21 protein-coding genes and 1 other RNA gene are annotated in these 21,439 nt (G+C 45.1%); 1 reads left to right on the forward strand and 21 read right to left on the reverse strand.

Features of this window, described 5'->3' with window-relative positions; translation table 11 throughout:
• Window positions 1–6: 6 nt before the first annotated feature.
• The 15 genes from H8K33_RS04190 to H8K33_RS04260 all read right to left on the reverse strand — a co-directional run bounded on the left by H8K33_RS04190 (window position 7) and on the right by H8K33_RS04260 (window position 13,904).
• On the reverse strand, window positions 7–1,266 hold the full coding sequence (locus tag H8K33_RS04190; RefSeq protein ID WP_186889686.1) for an HD-GYP domain-containing protein: 1,260 nt from the start codon (window positions 1,264–1,266) through the stop codon (window positions 7–9).
• A gap of 273 nt (window positions 1,267–1,539) precedes the next feature.
• A complete protein-coding gene (locus tag H8K33_RS04195) occupies window positions 1,540–2,319 on the reverse strand; it encodes a uracil-DNA glycosylase family protein (protein WP_186889687.1) in 780 nt (259 codons plus the stop codon).
• Between the two features lie 13 nt (window positions 2,320–2,332).
• On the reverse strand, window positions 2,333–2,824 hold the full coding sequence (locus tag H8K33_RS04200) for a type II secretion system protein N (protein WP_186889688.1): 492 nt from the start codon (window positions 2,822–2,824) through the stop codon (window positions 2,333–2,335).
• A 55-nt stretch (window positions 2,825–2,879) separates the two neighbouring features.
• Window positions 2,880–4,097: a type II secretion system inner membrane protein GspF gene (gene gspF, locus H8K33_RS04205; RefSeq protein WP_186889689.1), complete on the reverse strand. Its 1,218-nt coding sequence runs from the start codon at window positions 4,095–4,097 to the stop codon at window positions 2,880–2,882.
• A gap of 19 nt (window positions 4,098–4,116) precedes the next feature.
• Window positions 4,117–5,547: a type II secretion system ATPase GspE gene (gene gspE / locus H8K33_RS04210; RefSeq protein ID WP_186889690.1), complete on the reverse strand. Its 1,431-nt coding sequence runs from the start codon at window positions 5,545–5,547 to the stop codon at window positions 4,117–4,119.
• A 5-nt stretch (window positions 5,548–5,552) separates the two neighbouring features.
• The gene (gene gspD, locus H8K33_RS04215) at window positions 5,553–7,724 is read right to left on the reverse strand and encodes a type II secretion system secretin GspD (RefSeq protein WP_186889691.1); all 2,172 of its coding nucleotides are present in this window, start codon (window positions 7,722–7,724) and stop codon (window positions 5,553–5,555) included.
• Window positions 7,725–7,734: 10 nt separating this feature from the next.
• Window positions 7,735–8,514 (reverse strand): type II secretion system protein N, encoded by a 780-nt coding sequence (locus tag H8K33_RS04220; RefSeq protein WP_186889692.1) that lies wholly within the window; start codon window positions 8,512–8,514, stop codon window positions 7,735–7,737.
• A gap of 1 nt (window position 8,515) precedes the next feature.
• The gene (gene gspM / locus H8K33_RS04225; RefSeq protein ID WP_186889693.1) at window positions 8,516–9,019 is read right to left on the reverse strand and encodes a type II secretion system protein GspM; all 504 of its coding nucleotides are present in this window, start codon (window positions 9,017–9,019) and stop codon (window positions 8,516–8,518) included.
• Complete coding sequence (gene gspL, locus H8K33_RS04230) at window positions 9,016–10,317, reverse strand: type II secretion system protein GspL (RefSeq protein ID WP_186889694.1); 1,302 nt, start codon at window positions 10,315–10,317, stop codon at window positions 9,016–9,018. Before gspL ends, gspM begins: the two co-directional genes overlap by 4 nt.
• A 56-nt stretch (window positions 10,318–10,373) precedes the next feature.
• Window positions 10,374–11,384, reverse strand: a complete 1,011-nt coding sequence (gene gspK / locus H8K33_RS04235) for a type II secretion system minor pseudopilin GspK (RefSeq protein ID WP_186889695.1) — start codon at window positions 11,382–11,384, stop codon at window positions 10,374–10,376.
• On the reverse strand, window positions 11,381–12,037 hold the full coding sequence (locus H8K33_RS04240; protein WP_186889696.1) for a PulJ/GspJ family protein: 657 nt from the start codon (window positions 12,035–12,037) through the stop codon (window positions 11,381–11,383). Before H8K33_RS04240 ends, gspK begins: the two co-directional genes overlap by 4 nt.
• On the reverse strand, window positions 12,027–12,443 hold the full coding sequence (gene gspI / locus H8K33_RS04245; RefSeq protein WP_186889697.1) for a type II secretion system minor pseudopilin GspI: 417 nt from the start codon (window positions 12,441–12,443) through the stop codon (window positions 12,027–12,029). Before gspI ends, H8K33_RS04240 begins: the two co-directional genes overlap by 11 nt.
• Window positions 12,444–12,448: 5 nt before the next feature.
• The gene (locus tag H8K33_RS04250) at window positions 12,449–12,937 is read right to left on the reverse strand and encodes a GspH/FimT family pseudopilin (protein ID WP_343043780.1); all 489 of its coding nucleotides are present in this window, start codon (window positions 12,935–12,937) and stop codon (window positions 12,449–12,451) included.
• Window positions 12,938–12,948: 11 nt separating this feature from the next.
• Window positions 12,949–13,419: a type II secretion system major pseudopilin GspG gene (gene gspG / locus H8K33_RS04255; protein WP_186889698.1), complete on the reverse strand. Its 471-nt coding sequence runs from the start codon at window positions 13,417–13,419 to the stop codon at window positions 12,949–12,951.
• 299 nt (window positions 13,420–13,718) lie between these two features.
• Window positions 13,719–13,904 (reverse strand): DUF1289 domain-containing protein, encoded by a 186-nt coding sequence (locus tag H8K33_RS04260; protein ID WP_390319768.1) that lies wholly within the window; start codon window positions 13,902–13,904, stop codon window positions 13,719–13,721.
• Between the two features lie 255 nt (window positions 13,905–14,159).
• On the opposite strand from H8K33_RS04260, the gene H8K33_RS04265 reads away from it, so the two are divergent.
• Entirely contained in the window at window positions 14,160–14,762 is a 603-nt protein-coding gene (locus H8K33_RS04265) for a MarC family protein (protein WP_186889699.1), read from the forward strand.
• Between the two features lie 28 nt (window positions 14,763–14,790).
• On the opposite strand, the gene H8K33_RS04270 is transcribed toward H8K33_RS04265, so the two are convergent.
• From H8K33_RS04270 to ubiD, 6 genes are all read right to left on the reverse strand, one after another.
• A complete protein-coding gene (locus H8K33_RS04270) occupies window positions 14,791–16,044 on the reverse strand; it encodes a CaiB/BaiF CoA transferase family protein (protein ID WP_186889700.1) in 1,254 nt (417 codons plus the stop codon).
• The gene (recR, locus tag H8K33_RS04275) at window positions 16,044–16,640 is read right to left on the reverse strand and encodes a recombination mediator RecR (RefSeq protein WP_186889701.1); all 597 of its coding nucleotides are present in this window, start codon (window positions 16,638–16,640) and stop codon (window positions 16,044–16,046) included. Before recR ends, H8K33_RS04270 begins: the two co-directional genes overlap by 1 nt.
• Window positions 16,641–16,726: 86 nt before the next feature.
• Window positions 16,727–17,053 (reverse strand): YbaB/EbfC family nucleoid-associated protein, encoded by a 327-nt coding sequence (locus H8K33_RS04280; protein ID WP_186889702.1) that lies wholly within the window; start codon window positions 17,051–17,053, stop codon window positions 16,727–16,729.
• Window positions 17,054–17,131: 78 nt separating this feature from the next.
• Window positions 17,132–19,399, reverse strand: a complete 2,268-nt coding sequence (locus tag H8K33_RS04285; RefSeq protein ID WP_186889703.1) for a DNA polymerase III subunit gamma/tau — start codon at window positions 19,397–19,399, stop codon at window positions 17,132–17,134.
• Window positions 19,400–19,787: 388 nt separating this feature from the next.
• Window positions 19,788–19,886: signal recognition particle sRNA small type (gene ffs / locus H8K33_RS04290), an RNA gene on the reverse strand.
• Window positions 19,887–19,953: 67 nt separating this feature from the next.
• Window positions 19,954–21,438 carry a 4-hydroxy-3-polyprenylbenzoate decarboxylase gene (gene ubiD / locus H8K33_RS04295; protein WP_186889704.1) on the reverse strand — a complete coding sequence of 495 codons (1,485 nt, stop codon included), beginning with the start codon at window positions 21,436–21,438 and terminating at the stop codon, window positions 19,954–19,956.
• Window position 21,439: the final 1 nt, after the last annotated feature.

Here is a 21,439-nt window from a genome sequence, read left to right on the forward strand (position 1 = left end):
GACGCACTAAGCTTGCCCAACACTCTCGCCAAGCCAATAACGATCAATATCTTTTAGACCCCAAGTAATCGCATCTTCTCGGGATACAATTTTATCTTGAATACCTGCAGCTGCCAGATCGAGTAAAGATGGGGAAATATAAGTCATCGATTTGGAAGAGAAAAAAACTCTGACCTTAGGTAACAATAACGACTTACCAATCTGCTGCTCGACGACCACACCGAGACGCCCAGACTGTAGCTTTACCAGAGTTCCGACTGGATAAATACCAATGCTTCGTACAAATGCTTGGAATACCACTTCATCGAAATGTCCGCGACTCCATTCTGACATTTTCTTCAAAGATTCAGCTGGACACCAACCTTCTTTGTACGGACGATTCGAGGTAATCGCATCATAAACATCACAGACGGCACCCATTTTGGCATACAAACTAATCTGATCGCCTTTTAATCCTTTTGGATAACCTGATCCATCAATTTTCTCATGATGATGTAAGCAAACGTCGAGTGCAATCTCACCAACACCTTTGGCTTCCAGTAACATCGCGTGTCCAGCACTTGGATGTTCTTTCACCGAGACAAATTCGTCATCAGTAAGCCGACCTGGTTTGTTTAAAATTGCCGGGGGAACTGCCATCTTACCGATATCATGCAATAAGCCAGCTAAGCCAGCTTCACGCGTTTCATCATCGCTCAAACCAAGTTGACGCGACAAAGCAATCATCAATGCACAAACAGCAACTGAGTGCATATAGGTATAGTCATCAGCCGTCTTCAATCGAGCCAAGCCAATCAGTGCACCAGGGTTTCGCATGACGGAGTTTGCAATCTCCTCCACCAAAGGCATGGCCTGCTCTGCTTCGATCGCCTTACCCATACGGGCTTCGCTAAACATCGAAAAGACAGCACCTTTCGATTTACCGACAATCTTTGCGGCACGTCCGACCTCAGCGTCCATCGAGACGGATTTGACTTCGGAGAATGACTTTGTTTTTTCAATTGGCGTGACCTCTACCACAGCCTCTTCTCGGATCACTTCCGCCACTGGTGTTCTATCTGACTGTGGCAAGGGCTGCAGAACATCACAACCTTTATCCGTATCAATCCAGATTTCGCGAATATCTGCGTTAATTATTTTATCTATTGCCGCTTGATTTTCGATCAGAAATGACTTCTGCCAAAACGGAGAACTCATCCAAGAAACACACAGTTCCTGAACATACATGCCTTCTCGAATTTGCGCGCTCTTAATTTTCTTTAACATATTCCGCTAACATCCCGCACTCAAATTTGCACTGCACTGTGGGTCGGTCTTTTTAAGGAGTCTCTTATCCAAACCAAGCAAATACGAAGGTTTGCGCAGAGAAATTAAATCCATTTTACAGCAGTGCACTTCTTCTGACTTGCAAACCCAATAGGATTTTTGTTGATTTGAGGCAAATATGCAAAATCTTTGGATTCAATTACGTGATTATTTATTCGGCAGGCGCGACACTTTCAATAACGTCATATGAAAATGAAAATCTTCACGCCCAATTTACATTGATCTAGACAATAACTTCATTGGCGCAAATAATTTATGCATGGACAAATTACCGATAAAACTTAAATTGTACGGGTGCTCAGATTTAATTTTTTCAAACTGAGAAAGTACATCGATACTTTCCAATCGGTCGGCAATCTTGCCCCACAAAATGAGACTAGGTACAGACGCTTGTTGTGCCAAAGCTTCAAACACAAACTGCAGAAAAATTCGCCAAACTTTCGCATCCTCAGCAGGCGACACCTCGCTACGAAAAACCAAAGAAGCATTGAGCATCAAAAAACCATGTTTCAAGAAATTGTCTTGTAGCTGCATCATCGTTTGCACGTACTTATCGGATTCTTGACGCATCTGTTGCACGAAAGATGTAAGCGCACGGCTACTGGTATCATCCAAAGTTAAATATCCATCAGCGACCAATAGCATTTTTATGAAGTTACGCAAGGATGTAGCACGATTCACCGACTTACTCAGCCCAGCACTTGCTTCTTGCGACCAAATCTCTGCAACAGCACCATCCATAAAACAATAACCTGTTGCACTCGCTTCGCGAGGGTAAGGTCCTTCACCGATCAAGACATAACGAATTTCTGAAATTGGCATTGAAAATGCCGCAAACAGCCGATGTTGCGTGGGTAAAAAATGTGTCTTGGCTAATTGAGATAAATACCCGGGATACTGCTGCTCAATCGCATCTAAGCCCTGCTTTAAAACAACATGCCAAGAAGGATGGGCAAGTGCAATATCTTGTTGAAAGTAATCGGAAAAATCCATATTGCGCTAAGAATTATTTAATGCCGCTAGTCGCCTGAGGTGGCACTAAACCTGGTACTCGTTCCGGCGGATGAGCTAAGGGAGATGAAATAATGCCAGTGTGTGGAACTGGCGCAGGCAAATCAATCCGTCGTGAAACTCCAGCCTCGCTCACGATGACGTGATCGGCGTGGACTTCACGCAAAGTCACACCGGGCGTGAATTCTTTGCCGATTCCTATCGTAAAACTAGGTTGTCCTTCAATCACAATAATGGCGACACTGTCACGATTGCGAGCTGAGACGATCACCCCTTTTAACTGATAACTGCTAGGTGCGGTTTGCGCGACTGCAGATTGTCCGAACAAATCCCCCCATTGCCCAACACTTGGCTCGTAGTTATCAACGGTAACCGGCGCCTGTATGGGGCGAATCGTGGGTTTAAATATTTTCATCCCCCAATAGGTCAGCACCATACAAAGCATGGCAAACAACACGACATTAATTAGCAATGGAAGACGCTTCATGGAAATTCTCGCTCTACTTTTACATTCAAATGTTGATCTGCAAATCTAGTCAGGATTAACGAACCAATTGGTTAATTTCGATAATCGGCATTAAGACGGCCAGCACGATTAGCAAGACCACGACACCCATTGCCAAAATCAAGAGGGGCTCAAGTAATCCCGCGATGGTCAACGCACGTCGTTCCAGATCTTGTTCCTGCGCTGAAGAAGCACGTTCGAGCATCGCAGGCAGTTCACCAGTCACTTCACCAGCACGAATCATATGAATCAGCATCGGTGGAAAATGCTTATGGGCAGATAATGCTCGTGCCAAACTAACGCCTTCACGCACACTATTCGTAGCGTCTTCTACCTGGGCACGCATCGCAACATTCGACAAAGTCTCCCTACTCGTTTGCAAAGCTTTCAGAATGGGAACACCTGAACCTGTCGTAATCGATAAAGTACTAGAAAAACGCGCGGTATTCAAACTACGTTCAAATTTTCCATACATCGGGGCATCCAATAACCAAGTATGCCAACGCATTTTCACTTCTGGATTTTTCAAAGCGTAGCGGCACGCAAACACCACAGCTGTAATCACAATCGCAAGCAGCCAACCGTATGCACGCACAAAATCCGAAATCGCCAACATGACAACCGTTAGCAAGGGTAATTTTTGCTTGGTGTTCGCAAACACCGAAACAATTTGCGGCACCACATAAGTCAATAAAAAAATCACGATCGCAAATGCAACCACAGTCACAATCGCTGGATAGGTGAACGCAAGTTTTACTTTTTGCGTAAGCGCATTTCGACGTTCAATATAGTCTGCCAAGCGAGACAAAACTCTGGCTAATTGACCAATCTGCTCGCCCGATGCGACCAAGGCGCAGTAAATATCAGTGAAGTCATGTTGATGCTGTTTTAAGGCATCCGACAAAGCAGAGCCAGCTAAAATTTCAGAACGAATCGATGCTACTAAGTCACGAATATAAACCCGCTCCGCTTGTTCCAACAAGGCCGAAAATGCCTGCTCCAAAGGTAATCCGGCATCGAGCAAACTAGATAATTGACGGGTAAACAAGGCCAACTCAACCGTCGACAAATGTTCGCCAAACATCGATTTTCCACGTTTCGCATCACCGCTTTGATTGACGATTAACTCAACCATCACCGGAACTAATTGTTGCGCGCGCAAGTCCGACCGCGCTGCACGAGCACTATCGGCAGTCAGCACACCTTTTTTACTATTCCCTTGGGGATCTACTGCTTCATATCGAAATGCTGGCACAGTGAAACTCTTTCTTGAATTATTCTTTCGTCACGCGTAACAACTCTTCTCTTGTTGTGACACCAGCATCAAGCCAACGCTGACCATCTTCACGCATCGTCTTCATTCCATCACCCTGAGCGGCAATACGAATTTCTGCTTCGGATGCTTGATGATGAATCTGTGCAGAGATTGCCTCGGTAGTTAACAAGAGTTCGTAAACACCAACACGCCCCTGATACCCCGTATGACCACAATGCTCACAACCGACTGACTTCCAAACATCGCCATCCTGAACTTTGCAATGCGTACATAGCTTACGCACTAAGCGTTGCGCGACGACTCCCAATAACGATGAGGAAAGCAGAAATGGTTCTATCCCCATATCTAATAGTCGCGTCACCGCAGCAGCAGCATCATTAGTATGCAAAGTTGCCAACACCAAGTGCCCCGTCAACGATGCTTGCACTGCAATTTGCGCGGTCTCTAAATCACGAATTTCGCCAATCATGATGACATCTGGATCTTGACGCAAAATTGCACGCAATGCCTTAGCAAAGCTCATATCGATCTTTGCATTAACTTGGGTCTGACCTATGCCCGCCAACTCATATTCAATCGGATCTTCAACCGTCAATATGTTGGTTGTGCCTGCATTTACCCGTGACAATGCGGCATACAGTGTCGTCGTTTTTCCTGATCCAGTTGGACCCGTAACCAGAACAATGCCGTGCGGTTGTGCGATCAATTGATCGAATTGTGTAAGCACATCAGGACTCATGCCGAGATGCGTTAAATCTAACTTACCAGCTTCTTTATCTAATAGTCGCAATACCGCGCGCTCACCATGTCCGGTTGGCAAAGTTGAGACCCGCACATCGACTGGCTTGCCGCCAATACGTAAAGTAATGCGACCATCCTGCGGCAGGCGTTTTTCAGCAATATCTAACTGTGCCATGATCTTAATACGGGAAACTAAAGACGCATGGATTGCTTTCTTTGGCCGAATCACATCACGTAAGGCACCGTCGACACGGAAACGCACTACCGAAATCTGTTCAAATGGCTCAATATGAATATCCGATGCGCCCTCACGCAAAGCCTGCGTCAGTAAGGCATTAATCATACGAATCACTGGCGCATCATCTGCGGACTCTAACAAGTCCTCAATCGCAGGCATATCTTGCATCAGCTTAGCCAAATCCATATCAGATTCAACCTCACCAACGACGTCTGCAGCGTCACCACCAGATCCTGCGTAAGCGCGGGCAATTTCCAACAGCAATTCCGCATGGGGAAGAATATCTAAATGAACTCGTCCAAAGCGCCGACCAGCCTCCAAAATGGCAGCTTGCTTAGTCTCGCCCGATACTTTCAACTCGACTGGAGCGCCTTCCAGGTCATCGCGTCGATTGGCAAGAATAGAAAAATCACGCGCGAAGGCGAATGGCAATAATCGATTTTCAGACATACGATTTACTTGCCTTCTTTGTTATTTAACTTCGCTTTTTCGGTCGCCGTGGGTTCGACAGGAGTCATTAAGCGGCCATTTTCAATTTTCAAAATTGGCGCATCCGATTCATTTTGCATGCTCCGTAAATACTGAGTACGCAAGTAATCATAACGATCCAAGGAAACACCTTTACTGTCTTCAGCAGTACGAATCACTGTTGGGCGCAAAAACACCATCAAATTCACTTTCGAACGCTTCTGACTACTGTATTTAAATAAATTTCCAATGAGAGGAAGATCACCCAAGAACGGTACTTTTTCTACACCGCCACGCGTGTCATCTCGAATTAACCCACCGAGCGCAATGATTTGTCCATCTTCTGCCAATACATTGGTTGCGATAGAACGAACAGTCGTAGTAATCCCAACGCCTCCAGCTACAGGGGCTCCAATATTGGAAACTTCCTGGGCTATCGCTAACTTAACAGTGCCACCTTCAGAAATCTGCGGCTTCACTTTCAATTTGATACCGATATCTTTTCGCTCAATAGTTTGAAACGGATTAGAACCGGCAGTTCCAGTAGTCGCAGTTGTGTACTGTCCAGTGACGATACCCACATTCTGGCCGTCCATAATGGTCGCTTCTTCGTTATCAAGGGTCACGAGATTTGGGACGGACAACACATTCGAAGTTCCATCTGTTGCTAAAGCGTGCGCCAAAGCACCGATGCCTAACTGACCACCGATCTGACGAAATAGTCCAACATTCAAACCCTTACCAACTAAGGCCGCAGCTTGGGTAGTCGCATTGCCAGCAGCCAGATTAATCAAAGCATTCTGATTTGGATACGAGGTCACCGCACCTAAACGATAATTACTCGTACTATCGCCAGTCGCGCCAGCCCATTCCACGCCTAACTCATTTAAACGATCTGCCGACACTTCAACAATCAAAGTTTCAATATAAACTTGCGCGCGTCGTGCATCAAGTTGATCAATTACTCCGCGCAGATTTTTGTAAACCGCATCACTTGCCGTAATAATTAAAGTGTTGGTTGCCGGATCGGCTTGAATAAAACCGCCACTACCACCTGCCTGCCCTTGAAGCTTACTACTAGAGCTGATCGGCAAACTTAAATTAGAACCTGAGGAACTAAATGCGGAATTATTACCTTGTCCGGTAGCCGCACCTGCACTACTTGGTGCAGATTGAGCGAAACCAGAATTACTATTTGTATTGCCAAGACCAGATTGTGAAGAAGATTCTCCGCTCAAAATAGCGCGCAAAGTTTCGGCCAGTTTCACCGCTTCGGCATTCTTCAAATAAACAACATGCACATTGCCAGGCTGCGTGGTTGGTTGATCCAAAGCCGCGACCATCGATTTCACCAAATTACTACGTGCCACGGATGGTGATTTAATCAAAACAGAATTCGTCCTAGAGTCAGCCAACACGATCGTCCTTCCGGATTCTGCATTTACTTGATTGTTCTCGATTAATCGCGTCACCATCGTCGCGACATCGGTCGCGATCGAATGTTTAATTGGAATAATTTCTAATTCTGGATTTAATGGCACATCCAATAAAGCAATCACCTCCGACATACGACGCATATTGTCAGCGTAATCGGTAATCACAATAGAATTGTTACCAGGATTCACGTTGATCACATTATTCGGTGAAATCAAAGGTCGTAAGGCCGTCACAATATTATTAGCCGCTTCGTAATTAATACGAAACACTTGGGTAATGATTTGATCACCTTTGACGCTTTTCGCTTGCGTGGGGCCGCCCTGTAGCTTTGCATCGGCTTCTGGAACAACTTTTGAAAATCCATCAGACGTCACAACGGCAAACCCTTGCATCCGTAAATTTGAAGTCAACAATTTAAACGCTTGTTCTTTGCTAAGTGGCTTCTCGGCGACCAAAGTCAATTGCCCTTTAACTCGTGGGTCAATCACAAATGTGGTTCCGGTGTAATGACCAACCGCCTTAATCACCGACTCAATATCGGCATTGACAAAATTCAAGCTGGCCGCAGTTTGATTACTTTCTTGTGCAGATGCAGCCATAGGTAAACCTAAACTCAGTAAACCTAAGCCACCAAAAAATGCCGCGTGAACCCATACACTAAGCAATTTCTTCGGATACATTTTCGCGTGTGCTTCTGTTGACGTTTTAATTGTGTTCTTCATGCCTGTTGTCTCAGTTATATTCTAATGCGATGATTTGTTTGTCGCCCTCTTGACGACGTCTCCCCAGCAAATTCAGTAAATTTGCCATTTTTTCTTCTTGTCCTTGCTCAGCATAGGCTTTTCCTGAAAACCGGAATCGCCCCTGCTCTAGCACTCCATTACCCTCTAACATCATTGGTCCTTTACTGGTATTCAGGACCATATTGGCGACATCACCTCGCCAATCTAATGTCAGTGAGTAACTTCCCAATGGTTTAATCGAAGATGCCCGTGATGCCATCTCGTTTAAGTCTAACTTCATAATGCCGTTAATCAGCATCTGTCCTTGTACCAGGCTCAACGCCAATTGCCTCCAATGCAAGACGATTTTTCCACTTGGTCCAATCGTATTTAATGGCGCACCTAATCCTTCTAATCGCTCTGGCGGCAAACTAATACTCGCTGGACTAATATGCCACTGTTGAAAATTTCCATTAATTTGCAAGGGTGCCGACATGACCTGCTTATTTTCCAATTCCACCGCAACCTGCCCAAGCAAAATCGCTGGTGAAATTCGCCATGAAAACCGACCAGGAAATAAGGGTGTGACTGCCGATTTATGATCTACCGCAGCACCGACAAATGCAGATCCACGCCAAAAACTTCCTTGAATATCTCCTAAGCTGATGCGTCCAAGTGTTTGTCTCTCTAACGCGACACCTACCCAACTTGCAGGCAAAAAAACCAACACCGTTCCCAGTACACTGACTATACCCACTACCGCCAAACCAAATACTGTTTTTCTTTGCATACTAATTACTAGCCCTTTGCTGACGCAAAGTAATCACCACGCCGACTTGCCCTGGATCAGCCAGCGCTGTCACTTTCGCTTCGTCTACCGTTAATCGAGCTGCTTTTTGCATCTCTAAAATCCACTCCATCAAATTAGCATACGCAACTGCATTCACCTGAAAACGGACGATATCATTTGAAACCGTCAATGACTGCGTTTTTATATTACGCCGCATCAATGTCGACTCGATGACTTCACGCGTCACAACTGGAACATTTTCAGCCATTGTCTTTGACAAAGCATCGTATTGCGAAGCCATATTCATCATCGTCGCCGCTTGCATTTTCAACGCAGGCGTGGAGTTTTCCAAATTTCGAATATTACTTTGGGCTGGTTGAATTCCGACTAAATACACTAAACTGGCCAAGATCAAGCAAGCTACGCCAATTAATATCTGACGTTCACGTATTTCCCGCTTGCTCCAGTTAGTTTGTAACTGATTGATAGTCTCGCGAAGTTTCATCGTACACCACCCATATCTACTGTCAGCTTGAGCACACCGTCTTTGACATCCAGCTTTAATCCACGTTCTTTCAAAAGTGTCGTTAGCTGATCCGCTGGAAATTCAGCAGGATTCTTTGGAGTGATAAACAAACTACGTTCACGATACTCAATACTACTAACCGTTGCACTCGCCTGTGCTGGTACTAACTGCCCCCATGCTGCGGCAAATTGCGCACTTAATACAAGAAAGTCATCATTACCAGATTGGCCTGACATTTTTTTTGCCAGATTAATTTTCTGCTGCATCTGAAACACTGGGTCACGTGAAACGGGCTCTTTGGGGAAAGTGGTTTGATAGATGGCTTGTATAGAATCTCGAATTGTATTCGCCTCACGACGAAGACTCATCCATTGCCAATTTAAAGCAAGCAAGCTGATCAACAACATCGTGACCAACAATATGATAGTCCAACGCCATTTAAGCCAATCAACGCTGTGTTTGCCTTCTACATGTAAAGTCGAAAACAAATCGATGGTTTGATTCGAAACCTTAGCGATCTTATTTTTCCAATCAGGACGATGGAATTGAATTTGGCGTTGTGTTACACCGTCATTTGCGTCATCGATTGAAATCAATTGCTGCAAAGACGACTCTAATTCAATAGGAACATAACACTGCAAATTTTGCTGCGGCACCAAAATATTGACGGCTGCGTAAATCTGGTTCGCAAAATCTCGCTCCGACAATTCTTTTCCTTGCGAGTCGATACTTAATCCGAGTCTGATTTGCGAATCTCCCTTAACAGATATTTCGCAAGTGAGATTATCTGCCACGACCATTTCCACTAGGACAGTACTGAAATCAGCTGCATGTCCGAGACAATCAGACACCGCATAAGCAGAGACTTTTCTTGCCGCAAAAGCCGCTCCGACGAGAAGCAATTGTTCCATCCAAGATTTAGCGACTACCGCAACAGTGCACTTTCCATTCACAGGTTGAGAAGGAACAAATAATAAGTCTGTTGGATCGCTTAATAACTGTTCTTCTAATAAGTTAGGAAGTGCCGCCTTCAGTTTCGCAAAAGGCATCGGTGGAACTGCGACCTCAATGAAATTTACATCACTAGCCGAAACCAACAACACCAAATCATCAACGCCAGATACATTTTTCTGTATCGCAGACAAAGAATCACGTCCTTGTTGCAAAATATTTTTATCTGCTGATGCTTGGCAATATGCGACCACTTGCTGATCCAATGCACCGAGCCTGTCCGCGACTACTTTAGGTGGTAATTGTAAATAAAGCGTACTTGCCATGTTCTATTAAACCTTTTACGAAATTGAGCTGTCTTATTTTTGTTTTATTTCTTATTTCAATTTTCTCGCACCCACAAGATTTGCGTCCCTTTATCATCTCGCTCAAGTAATGCATCGACTTCCAACAAAGATCGATTCAAGCGCACCCTACCATTCACGACAAAAAAATTGGTTTGAAAATCTAAAAAATTCACGTCGGTTTCAAGCACTTTATCGGGAAAATTTAATTTAAATCTTTCAAAATCAAGAAAATAAGCACGATCTCTTGTCGCTATCATCAATGCGGCATCGGTCATACTGACATTTTCCAGACGTGCTGACAAAACTTCAGCGGTGGTCGTATTCACGTTGATTTTTGTCGATCTTGGCAACACGGTCACGAAATTTCTTAAACGCGCAATGCTTGCAAGGGAAAAACCAGGAATTGACAACAAATCATCAATTTGACTAAATTTCAAGAATTGTACTTCGGAATTCAGACTTATCGGTGGGCTACCCGGATTTTCTTTAGGATCTGGTGGATTTTTCACATCACCCGGCCCGCCTGACTCTCCGGGTTTAGTTGGCCCCTCCAACACTCTTTCACTAGTCAACGCAATTTGGGTAGCAACACTTTGTGCCAATGCCGGATCTAAGCGTAAATTACTGAGGAGTTTAGCGAAGACAGCCAGCTCGCGACGATCAACTTGACCATTCAAGGCCAAATTTGACAAATTAAACTTCGCCTGCGCATCGCTGATTTGCCCAGACAGTGTGGCATCACTGTCTTCTGTTTCAGCCCTACCGTTCTCGACATATTGATCAAGTCGCGTATCGCCCAAATTGACCGCCCAAGGCTCGCCTAAATGATCGACTTTACTGATGCGTCGGTCTTCTCGCAAAATAAGACCAGCCCAATCCAAAGCACCACGCAAGACCCATTTTTTCTGCAACTGAAAACGTTGATTTTCTATCGAGCGTACTTGCACTTGCTGCTGCCAAAACAAACTAGCGACAATAGTAATCGCCAATGTCGTAAGTAATAAGGCGGTTACCACGGCGACACCGTCTTGCTTTCGGTGGGTCATGCTGCACCCAATAGGAATATTTTCAACAATGGATTTTGTTGACCAAGTAGTTGCATGGTCACTTCAAGGCCGGTTTTGCGCGGCACTGACTTTCCGGGCTTGCCGGGTGCTGGATTGAGTCCGTCATGAGATATGTCGGTACCAGCTACTCGCCAAGTGTTCTCGTCATTATTCCAAGTGCGCATTTGAAAGACCGTGACGCCTGTCTGCAATTTCACCACAGGCATATTATCGTTACCATTAATTGCACTTTGCCAAAAAGAATCCAATAATTTCAGATCTCGAGTGGCGATTGATTCACGGCGAGTGAATACGCCATCTAGCATTTTATAGGCAACAACTTGCAACTGCGGAGCGCGATTATCTTCATAGACCGTCCGAATTAAAATCAACTGCGTATCAAATGCACGTAGATTTTCTCGCTTAGGTAACAGAGCATCGCTGACAAGATGTGCGCAATCATTTTCAAGTTGTGCAAAACTAATTTGCGCGCCACGACTTTGTTCCAATTCACTATTGAGCGTTTGACGAGCGCGGATAATACTATCCAAACCACTCCATCCCATAACGGCGATAATTGCCAAAATAGCGATAGCGACCAATAACTCAATTAAAGTAAAACCAGCAAAATGAACACGTTGACTATGGCGCATTGGGAACCACCTGAGTCAATTTTGCAAGCCTACGCTGTAAATTACTGGCATCAAACACCAGCACTTCTACTCGCCGAAATGAGGGGTTCGGCGTGGTCAAAACATGCTCTTCACAAAGCAAATCCAGCGCACCTTGTGGGCAAGGAAAAGATCTCTCACCAATTTGTGGCCACTCTTTACCAAGACGTATCTGCGCAAGGCGATTTTCCGCAGACCAATTCGCCATCATGGTGGCGCGCAAACCACTGCTATTTTGTGCCAAGCTAGCGACCGCACGTAGACTCGCACCTAGCACGGTGCCGACAATCACTAAGGCAACCAAGACTTCCAATAAAGTAAAACCACCGAAGCGATGGCAATTTTGTTTGTGATGATATTTCACGTCCGTTCCTGTATTCAGCGCCATTTGCATCACTCCACAACAAAATGGCCAACACCATCTGCATTGATAGCGACCTGATCATTTCCAACACGGAGAATCATCGTAAATGGGCGACTTACAGGTTCACGACCAAAAACGATACGGAGCGTTTCAGATCGAACTGGATCAGCTGAAAGGATACTTACTTGCGTTTCTGGGAAGGTGAATGGACGCCCGCGTAGAGTGTCAAGATCAGTAATTTTTTCCCACTTATTGTCGTTTAACACCAAGAACTGATATCCCTGTTCAAGGACTTCAAAAGCGGTTTGCCGATTGCGTACAATTGCTTCTTCCCTAGCTAACTGCAGCAACAAAGAGACTCGTTGCGCATCGGTTTGCAATCGTTGATGAACACTTTGAACTGCGTTCAATGACACAGCACCAAGCATAATGCCCATAATGACTAAAACAACCAATAACTCAAGCAGTGTAAAACCTGAGTTAAATAATTGTTTCGGCTTTTTTATTTGCGCGTCCACAAAATAGACGCTTACAGATCCCACGAACCAATATCGGCGTCATAACCAGCACCGCCTGGTTTGCCGTCTTGTCCATACGAGAAAATTTCCACATCTGATTTCAAACCTGGCGACATATATTGATAGGGATTTCCCCAAGGATCTTTCGCCAATTTAGAAATATAACCATCTGCCTTATATCCGTTTGCTGCAGGGCCAGAAGATGGCTTAGTGATCAGGGCTTGCAGTCCTTGTTCAGTTGTCGGATAACGGAGATTATCCAATTTATACATCTTCAATGCACCGAGCATCGTTGAAATATCTTGTTTCGCCTGTAGCACTCGTGCATCGTCAGTTCTGCCCATTAATTTGGGCACCACCAGACCTGCCAAAATTCCCATAATGACCAAGACAATCATAATCTCAATCAACGTAAAACCTTTTGCAAATGCACCTGTACGACTTTTCTGTTTTCTTAGCTTTAATGTGCTCAAATTCTTCATTACATTCTCAATACGTTAAATTACTTATCAATTATTCGCTTAGCCATTCTTTGCTTACCATCACCTTGATCGAGAGATACCCCTAATACCACTTAATGCATTTTTTCATGGCAAATCACCTCAACAAGAAAAAGATAATAAAAACTTACGATGTAAATCGTATCATGAAACAAACCGGAAAATTCTATTTCATCGCATAAGAAAAAAATTATTCCACCACTCGCACACCGATCAGCATTTTAGTATGGCAATTTAAATACACCTTCCATTTAAGCTGCTACTAAACAATCAGATATAGATTAATTCCGGCGCGGAAAGCCCTGGGCCAAAATGCGATCCCATACGATATCTTTTTGCTCTTGGGTCATAAAAACCCAATCAGCGACTTCCGCAACTGTTCTACCACAGCCACGACAAACATCATCAAAAGTAGTTGAACATACTGCGACACAAGGAGTATCTGGTCGATTATTTTTTTCCATCATGAACAATTCAATTTATATGACACACAACATCCAAAAGCGACTTCATTTTTTACAACATCATACCGTGATTTAATTTTTTAGCACACGAGAATGGCAGAACTTGATTGACCGAAGCAAAGATCAGCAGCAAAATCAGGCCTGTAAGTCTTTAACGCTGAGCAACTTAGATAGTTGATCGATTATATTTGATCGATTATTTACTGAGTTACTTTGGCAATCTCAATAGAATAAATTTTCCATACTGAGCACAACAACATGACCCAAGACTTTTTCCAGGCATTCATCCTTTTGATTTTAGTCACCGACCCATTCGGGAATATTCCGATCTTCGTTAGCGCACTTTCCACAGTGACCCCAGAACGTCGCTGGCGCGTGGTAGTGCGGGAATGCGCGATCGCTTTCTTCTTACTTCTATTGTTTATGTTTTTCGGCAAACATTTTTTACAAGCACTACAACTATCTGAAGTCGCGTTACGCATCGGCGGCGGCGTCATTCTTTTCCTGATTGCTTTACGCATGGTATTTCCTCAAGAAGGTGGCGTATTTGGCGCAACCGAGGGCGATAGTGAGCCATTTATTGTGCCATTAGCGATTCCCGCTTTAGCTGGACCATCTTCGCTGGCGACAGTTTTACTATTTTCGTCCAACAGCCAATCTGACGTGGTTGTTCATGTTGGCGCATTAGTTGCCGTTGCGTTGGTTTGGCTAGTGGTTTTACTCGGCGCTGAACGTATGCAGCGCGCTTTAGGGGAACGTACAATGACTGCTGTAGAACGCTTAATGGGCTTAATTTTGACTGCAATGGCTGTCGAAATGCTGTTGGCAGGGATACGCGAATATGTAAAAACTCTGGGCTAAAAGAAAACCACAAAAAGAGCAGCCAATTTCAAATAATTTGCTGCTCTTTAAATGCTTGAATTTGCTCAAGGGTATAACCCAGTGCAAACAATACTTCTTCCGTATGCGCCCCCAGATCTGGTCCCAGCCACAATGTTCTTCCCGGTGTTTCAGACAACTTTGGACTAATCGCTGGTAATTTAACTGATGTACCATCAGCGAACTGATGTTGTTCAAACATCTCACGTGCTTGAAATTGCGCATCATTCATCATGTCACGCACGGAATAAATTTTACCGACAGGCACATCTGCCTGACGCAAACAGCTTAAAGCACTTTCTATCGTTTGGGTTTCACACCAGCTTTGAATCGCAGCATCAATTTCCGCAGTACGCGGCACACGCCCATCATTGCGCTGCAGAGCTGCATCATGTGCGAGATCAGTGCGATTGATTGCTAACATCAAGCGATGAAAGATTGCATCACCATTACCGGCGATCACAATATTGTCACCCTCCGCAGTCGTGTAGGTATTGGAAGGAACAATCCCTGGTAAAGCGCCGCCAGTGCGCTCGCGCACAACACCAGCAAAATCAAATTCGGGAACTAAGGATTCCATCAAATTGAAAACCGACTCATACAAGGCAACATCGACCATCTGTCCTTGCCCTGCAAGCGACTCTGCACCAGCCTTACCGTTCCAGCGCCCACCAGTCACATCACGATGACGCAGGGCCATCATGGCGCCGATCACACCATGCAATGCTGCAACCGAATCACCAATAGAAATACCAACCCGTACCGGCGGACGATCTGGGTGTCCAGATACATAGCGCAATCCGCCCATCGATTCACCAATTGCACCAAAACCTGGCAAATCACGTAGCGGTCCAGTTTGTCCGTATCCCGATAAGCGCACCATGATCGTTGCGGGATTAATCGCTTTTAAATCATCGTAGCCCAACTGCCACTTCTCCAACACACCAGGACGATAATTTTCAATGATAATGTCGGCGTCCAACGCTAAGGCACGCGCGATAGTTTGCGCTTGGGTGGTTTTCATATTTAAAGTGACGCTTTTCTTGTTCCTCGCCTGCACACTCCACCACAACGAAGTGCCGTCTTTTAATACGCGCCAATGACGCAAGGGATCACCACCATCAGGCGCTTCGATTTTAATCACTTCCGCACCAAATTCAGCAAGCATTCGCGAGCAAAAAGGTCCCGCGATTAGCGTGCCTAATTCAAGAACCTTAACACCTGCCAAAGGTCCTTTAGTTTTGCTTAAATCTGCATTTACCATTAAGTCACCCGTCGATCCAACATCGCACGAGCAATAGTCCCCGGATCCACATATTCCAACTCACCACCCACAGGCACTCCGCGCGCCAAGCGGCTCACATGCAGACCGCGTGCTTTTAAGGTTTCGCTAATGTAGTGTGCAGTCGCCTCACCTTCATTATTGAAATTAGTTGCCAGCACAACTTCCTTCACCTGACCATTGGTCGCACGTTGAATTAATTTTTCTAAATGAATATCTTGCGGACCAACACCATCAAGCGGCGATAAACGCCCCATCAAGACAAAATACAAACCCTTAAACGTCATCGTCTGCTCTATCATTAATTGATCGCTGGGTGATTCAACCACACAAAGCATTGATGAATCACGCTGCACATCGGCACAGGTGTCGCATATCTCATTTTCAGTAAAGGTGTTGCACGAGCCGCAGTTATGCACCATATTTAATGCATTGAGCATAGCCTTTCCAATCTGCTCAGCACCTTCTCTATCATGCTGCAGTAAGTGGTAAGTCATGCGCAAGGCAGATTTAGGGCCAACGCCAGGTAAACGTCGTAAAGCCTCTGCTAGCTGTTCCAAACTACTTAATGATTTCACGCGGCGACCTCAATGAAAGAAGCGCATCAAAATTTGATGCGCTCCGAAATAAATTAGAACAAAAAACGAACTAGAAAAGCGGCAACTTAAAACGGCATCTTAAAGCCCGGCGGCAAAGGCATTCCAGCTGTCAAGCCAGCCATTTTCTCTTGGCTGGTTGCTTCTGCTTTACGTACCGCATCATTAAAAGCAGCAGCCACCAAGTCTTCCAACATATCTTTATCGTCAGCCAACAAAGATGGATCGATGGTTACGCGCTTAACGTCGTTCTTACAGGTCATGACCACACGTACCAAACCTGCACCAGACTGCCCCTCAACTTCAACCAAGGCCAATTGATCTTGCGCTTTTTTCATATTGTCTTGCATCGCTTGCGCTTGTTTCATTAAACCTGCAAGTTGATTTTTCATCATAATAAATTCTCCTAAGTAAAATAAGTAAAGGACGTTTTGGCATCACCATACATCGATGGAAGAGCAGCAAAACCTCCACTAAATTGGACGTACACTGCCAGTCAAAATACTGGCACCAAATTCACGCATTAAGGTCTGCACAAAATTATCCGATTGTATCGCTTGCTCTGCTTGAACTTGACGTTCGGCACGTTCAGCAACCGCTTGCGCATTGGCAGTCTGCTCAACAGCACCAATCTCAAAATCAATTCGGATCTCACGCCCAGCATCAGCAAAACGTTCGTTTAAAGCGGCAGTCAGTTTTTCACCACTTCCAGCCGACAATAATGTCTGCAATGGCACACATAATTTAAACAGAATTGCATTCCCATTGATGCCGCAATGCTTCAATTCACTTTGCTGTGCCAATTGCTGCGCCACGCCGCGCAATGGCAAGGAAGCTGCAAGCTTGGGCCAATGTCCATCCCAGCTAATTTCGGCTATCGGCATTAATTGCAGAGGCTTACTAACTAGTGCAGCAGGCGCGACAAGAATATCTTCTGTTTCCTCTATCGCTGCCACCTGCGATGCTATTTCTGGAATCACCGGAACCTGAGTTGTCTCATGGAGTGCTGGAGCTTCTGCAACCAAAGAAATCACATTTGCCTGTGCGATCGACTCAAGTGGCAATTCAGCAGAAGCTTCCTCAGTCCAATAATCAGCTTCTTGAATATCTTTACGACGACCTGTTGGCGGAGTTACTTGTGTTGCTTGCGCTTCAAATTCAAGGTCATCCCAAGGCGGCGGCATCGGATTATCGTCCACATAGTTTGGCAAACTGCTTGCAGAACTATGCTGTACGACTGAAGCTGGCGTAATGACAGATTCACTCTTCATTGGCAACACAGGTTCCGCTACCACTGATTGCAGCACAGGAGATTGTTGATTCACTTGTTTCTTACCACCACCTGCCCGCGCTGCTGCAAGCGCTGCCATCGCTGGACTCATGGGCTTGGCGGCGGGTGTAACACTGTGAGTCTCAGGCGATGCTACTGTGATAGTTGACGCCGCAGGAGCTAACACAGGTTCAGCTGTAGCTATTGGCGTCGTCGTTTGTACTGATATTGGAGAACTAGTCGAACTTGTCGGCGACGCAATTGAAGCACGTACAGGAGTTTGACTTGGTAAAGATGGGCTTGGACGCGCCGCCGCTGTTGCTTGTATTGCTACCGGACGATTTGAACCCACACCACCTGCACCACCGCTAGTCACAGCTGCCGCCGACGCAGGTCGAAATGCCAACATGCGCAGTAAAGTCATACTAAATCCTGCATACTCATCAGGCGCTAAGCCAATTTCATTTCGGCCATGTACTGCAATTTGATAAAACAGCTGAACTTCTTCTTTACTCAGGCTCTGAGCCAGGCGCAATAATTCAGTCCGCTCGGGCAGGTCATCAGCCAGAGCAGCAGGCACCATTTGCGCAATGGCGATTTGATGCAACATACTGCCCAAATCTTGCAAAGCCGCTTTATACGACAAGCTACGCGCCGACATTTCGTCCGACACAGCCAATAAAGCCGCACCATCTTCTGCAACCAAGGCATCTAACAAACGAATTAAATACGATTGATCTAAGGCACCGAGCATACTTTGCACAGCATCTAAACTAACTTTTCCAGCTGCATACGCAATTGCCTGATCGGTAAGAGATAAGGCATCTCGCATAGATCCATGTGCACCTTGCGCTAACAAACGTAAAGCAGGTACCTCAAATTCAATCTGTTCTTGCCCCAAAATATTTTCCAAATGCCCAACGATGTGTCCAGGCGGCATTTGCTTCAGATTAAATTGCAGGCAACGAGATAAAACCGTAACAGGAATTTTTTGTGGATCGGTGGTCGCCAAAATAAACTTCACATGCTCAGGCGGCTCTTCCAAGGTCTTCAACATCGAGTTGAAAGCATGGTTGGTCAGCATATGCACCTCGTCTATCATATAGACTTTGAAGCGTGCATTGGAAGGTGCGTAGATTGCTTGTTCAAGCAAAGATGCCATCTCATCGACACCACGATTTGATGCCGCATCCATTTCTATGTAATCAACAAAACGTCCTGCATCAATCGAAGTGCATGCATCGCAAACGCCACAAGGCTGCGACGTAATACCTTTTTCACAGTTAAAGGATTTTGCCAAAATGCGGGATAAAGTTGTTTTACCAACACCGCGTGTGCCAGTAAACAAATAAGCGTGATGTAAACGTTGCTGTTCGAGCGCGTGACTTAAAGCACGCACCACATGTTCTTGACCAACCAAGGTTTCAAAACTTTTTGGGCGATATTTTCGGGCGAGGACTTGATAGGACATCTGGCAATTTTACCTTATTCTTGCGCGCAAAAAATCGCGATTGATCGATGAGAAATATCTCAGTCTAGCGTATTTAATTTTAGTAATTGACGAGTACCAGCTAACATTAACGATGAATCTGATTGAGATTGTTTGCTGGTTTATTTATTCTCTGACTCTATAGCTAAGTTATAAGAAGCAAAGCACATCAAGACGCTGCTGCATTTTAAAGAATTTTACGCAGATCCGCAGCTCTATTTTATGTGGATATAAGAATAATGGCGCAATCCTGCTTCTACATTACACATCAAGAAAAGCGTAACAAAGGCAAGTCACATAGAACTACATTAATCTAAAGAGTAGGAAGTTTCAGAAAGAACTGAGATTTCGGAGCGAGTCCAAGATAGAAAGGGGCGAGCCTGATCTGCGGCACTTACGGGAAATGACTGTGGCTGCTTCGTTCCCGACCTGACCAGATTGGTCACGCCGCAATGCGCAGGGGCCCGCCAAGCCGCATTATAGCGCATTGCTCACCGTTCGTGAGTGAAAAATCACAGCACCGACAAAACCACCAACTAGATACCTAACTCTTGCCAGATATGATCTATACGTTTTTTGACTTCCGGTGACATCTGAATTGTTGTACCCCATTCACGTGTAGTCTCACCCGGCCATTTATTCGTCGCATCCAAACCCATCTTACTTCCTAAGCCACTAATAGGCGATGCAAAGTCCAAGTAATCAATCGGCGTATTATCCACCATAGTGGTATCACGGATAGGATCAACTCTGGTTGTAATCGCCCAAATGACTTCTTTCCAATCTCGAATATTGACGTCTTCATCCACCACAATAATAAATTTAGTGTACATAAATTGACGCAAAAAACTCCAAACACCAAACATCACACGCTTAGCATGACCAGCATAAGATTTTTTCATTTGCACGACAGCCATCCGATAACTACATCCTTCAGGTGGCAAGTAAAAATCTGTTATTTCAGGAAATTGTTTTTGTAGCAGTGGGATAAACACTTCATTTAACGCGACGCCAAGTACGGCAGGCTCATCCGGTGGCTTTCCAGTATAAGTCGAATGATAAATTGGATCTCGGCGCATCGTAATTCTATCAATCGTAAACACCGGAAAACTATCCTGCTCATTGTAGTAGCCGGTGTGATCGCCGTATGGGCCTTCCAATGCATGCTCATATCCACTAGGATGAGACTCATCAGGATATATATGCCCTTCTAGTACAATTTCTGCCGACGCAGGGACTCTAAGCTCACTACCAATCGCCTTCACTAACTCGGTTCGACTACCACGCAATAATCCTGCAAACTGGTATTCAGACAAACTATCGGGCACTGGCGTTACGGCACCTAAAATAGTCGCCGGATCTGCCCCCAAAGCAACTGCAATGGGATACGGTTGTCCTTTAGTGGCCAAAGCATGCTCACGAAAATCTAATGCACCACCACGATGTGCTAACCATCGCATAATCACTTTATTTCGACTTAAGACCTGCTGTCGATAGATTCCTAAGTTCTGACGTTTTTTATGCGGTCCTTTCGTAATCACCAAGCCCCAAGTAATCAAAGGCGCCACATCACCTGGCCAGCAATGTTGAATCGGCAATCGTCCAAGGTCGACATCGTTACCCTCCCAAACAATTTCCTGACAAGGCGCACCACGTAGCTCTTTTGGCGCCATGTCCCATACAGCTTTGACGAGAGAACCAAGACCGAGAATATCTTTAAAACCTTTTGGTGGCTCAGGTTCTTTTAAAGACGAAAGAACATGTCCAATTTTTCGTAGCTCGCTAATGTCATTCGCCCCCATTCCCATTGCCACTCGCTTGGGTGTGCCAAATAGATTTCCCAAAACAGGTATTGTGTGACCAGTGGGATTGGTAAACAACAATGCTGGACCTTCCGCTCGCAAGGTACGATCACAAATTTCGGTCATCTCCAAAATCGGCGAGATTGGTGTAACTATTTGTTTTAATTCATTTTGTTGCTGCAATTGGGAAATAAAATCCCTTAAATCTGAATATTTCATC

Origin of the sequence: Affinundibacterium amnicola (assembly GCF_014284275.1) — a bacterium.
GTDB lineage: Bacteria > Pseudomonadota > Gammaproteobacteria > Burkholderiales > Burkholderiaceae_D > Undibacterium > Undibacterium amnicola.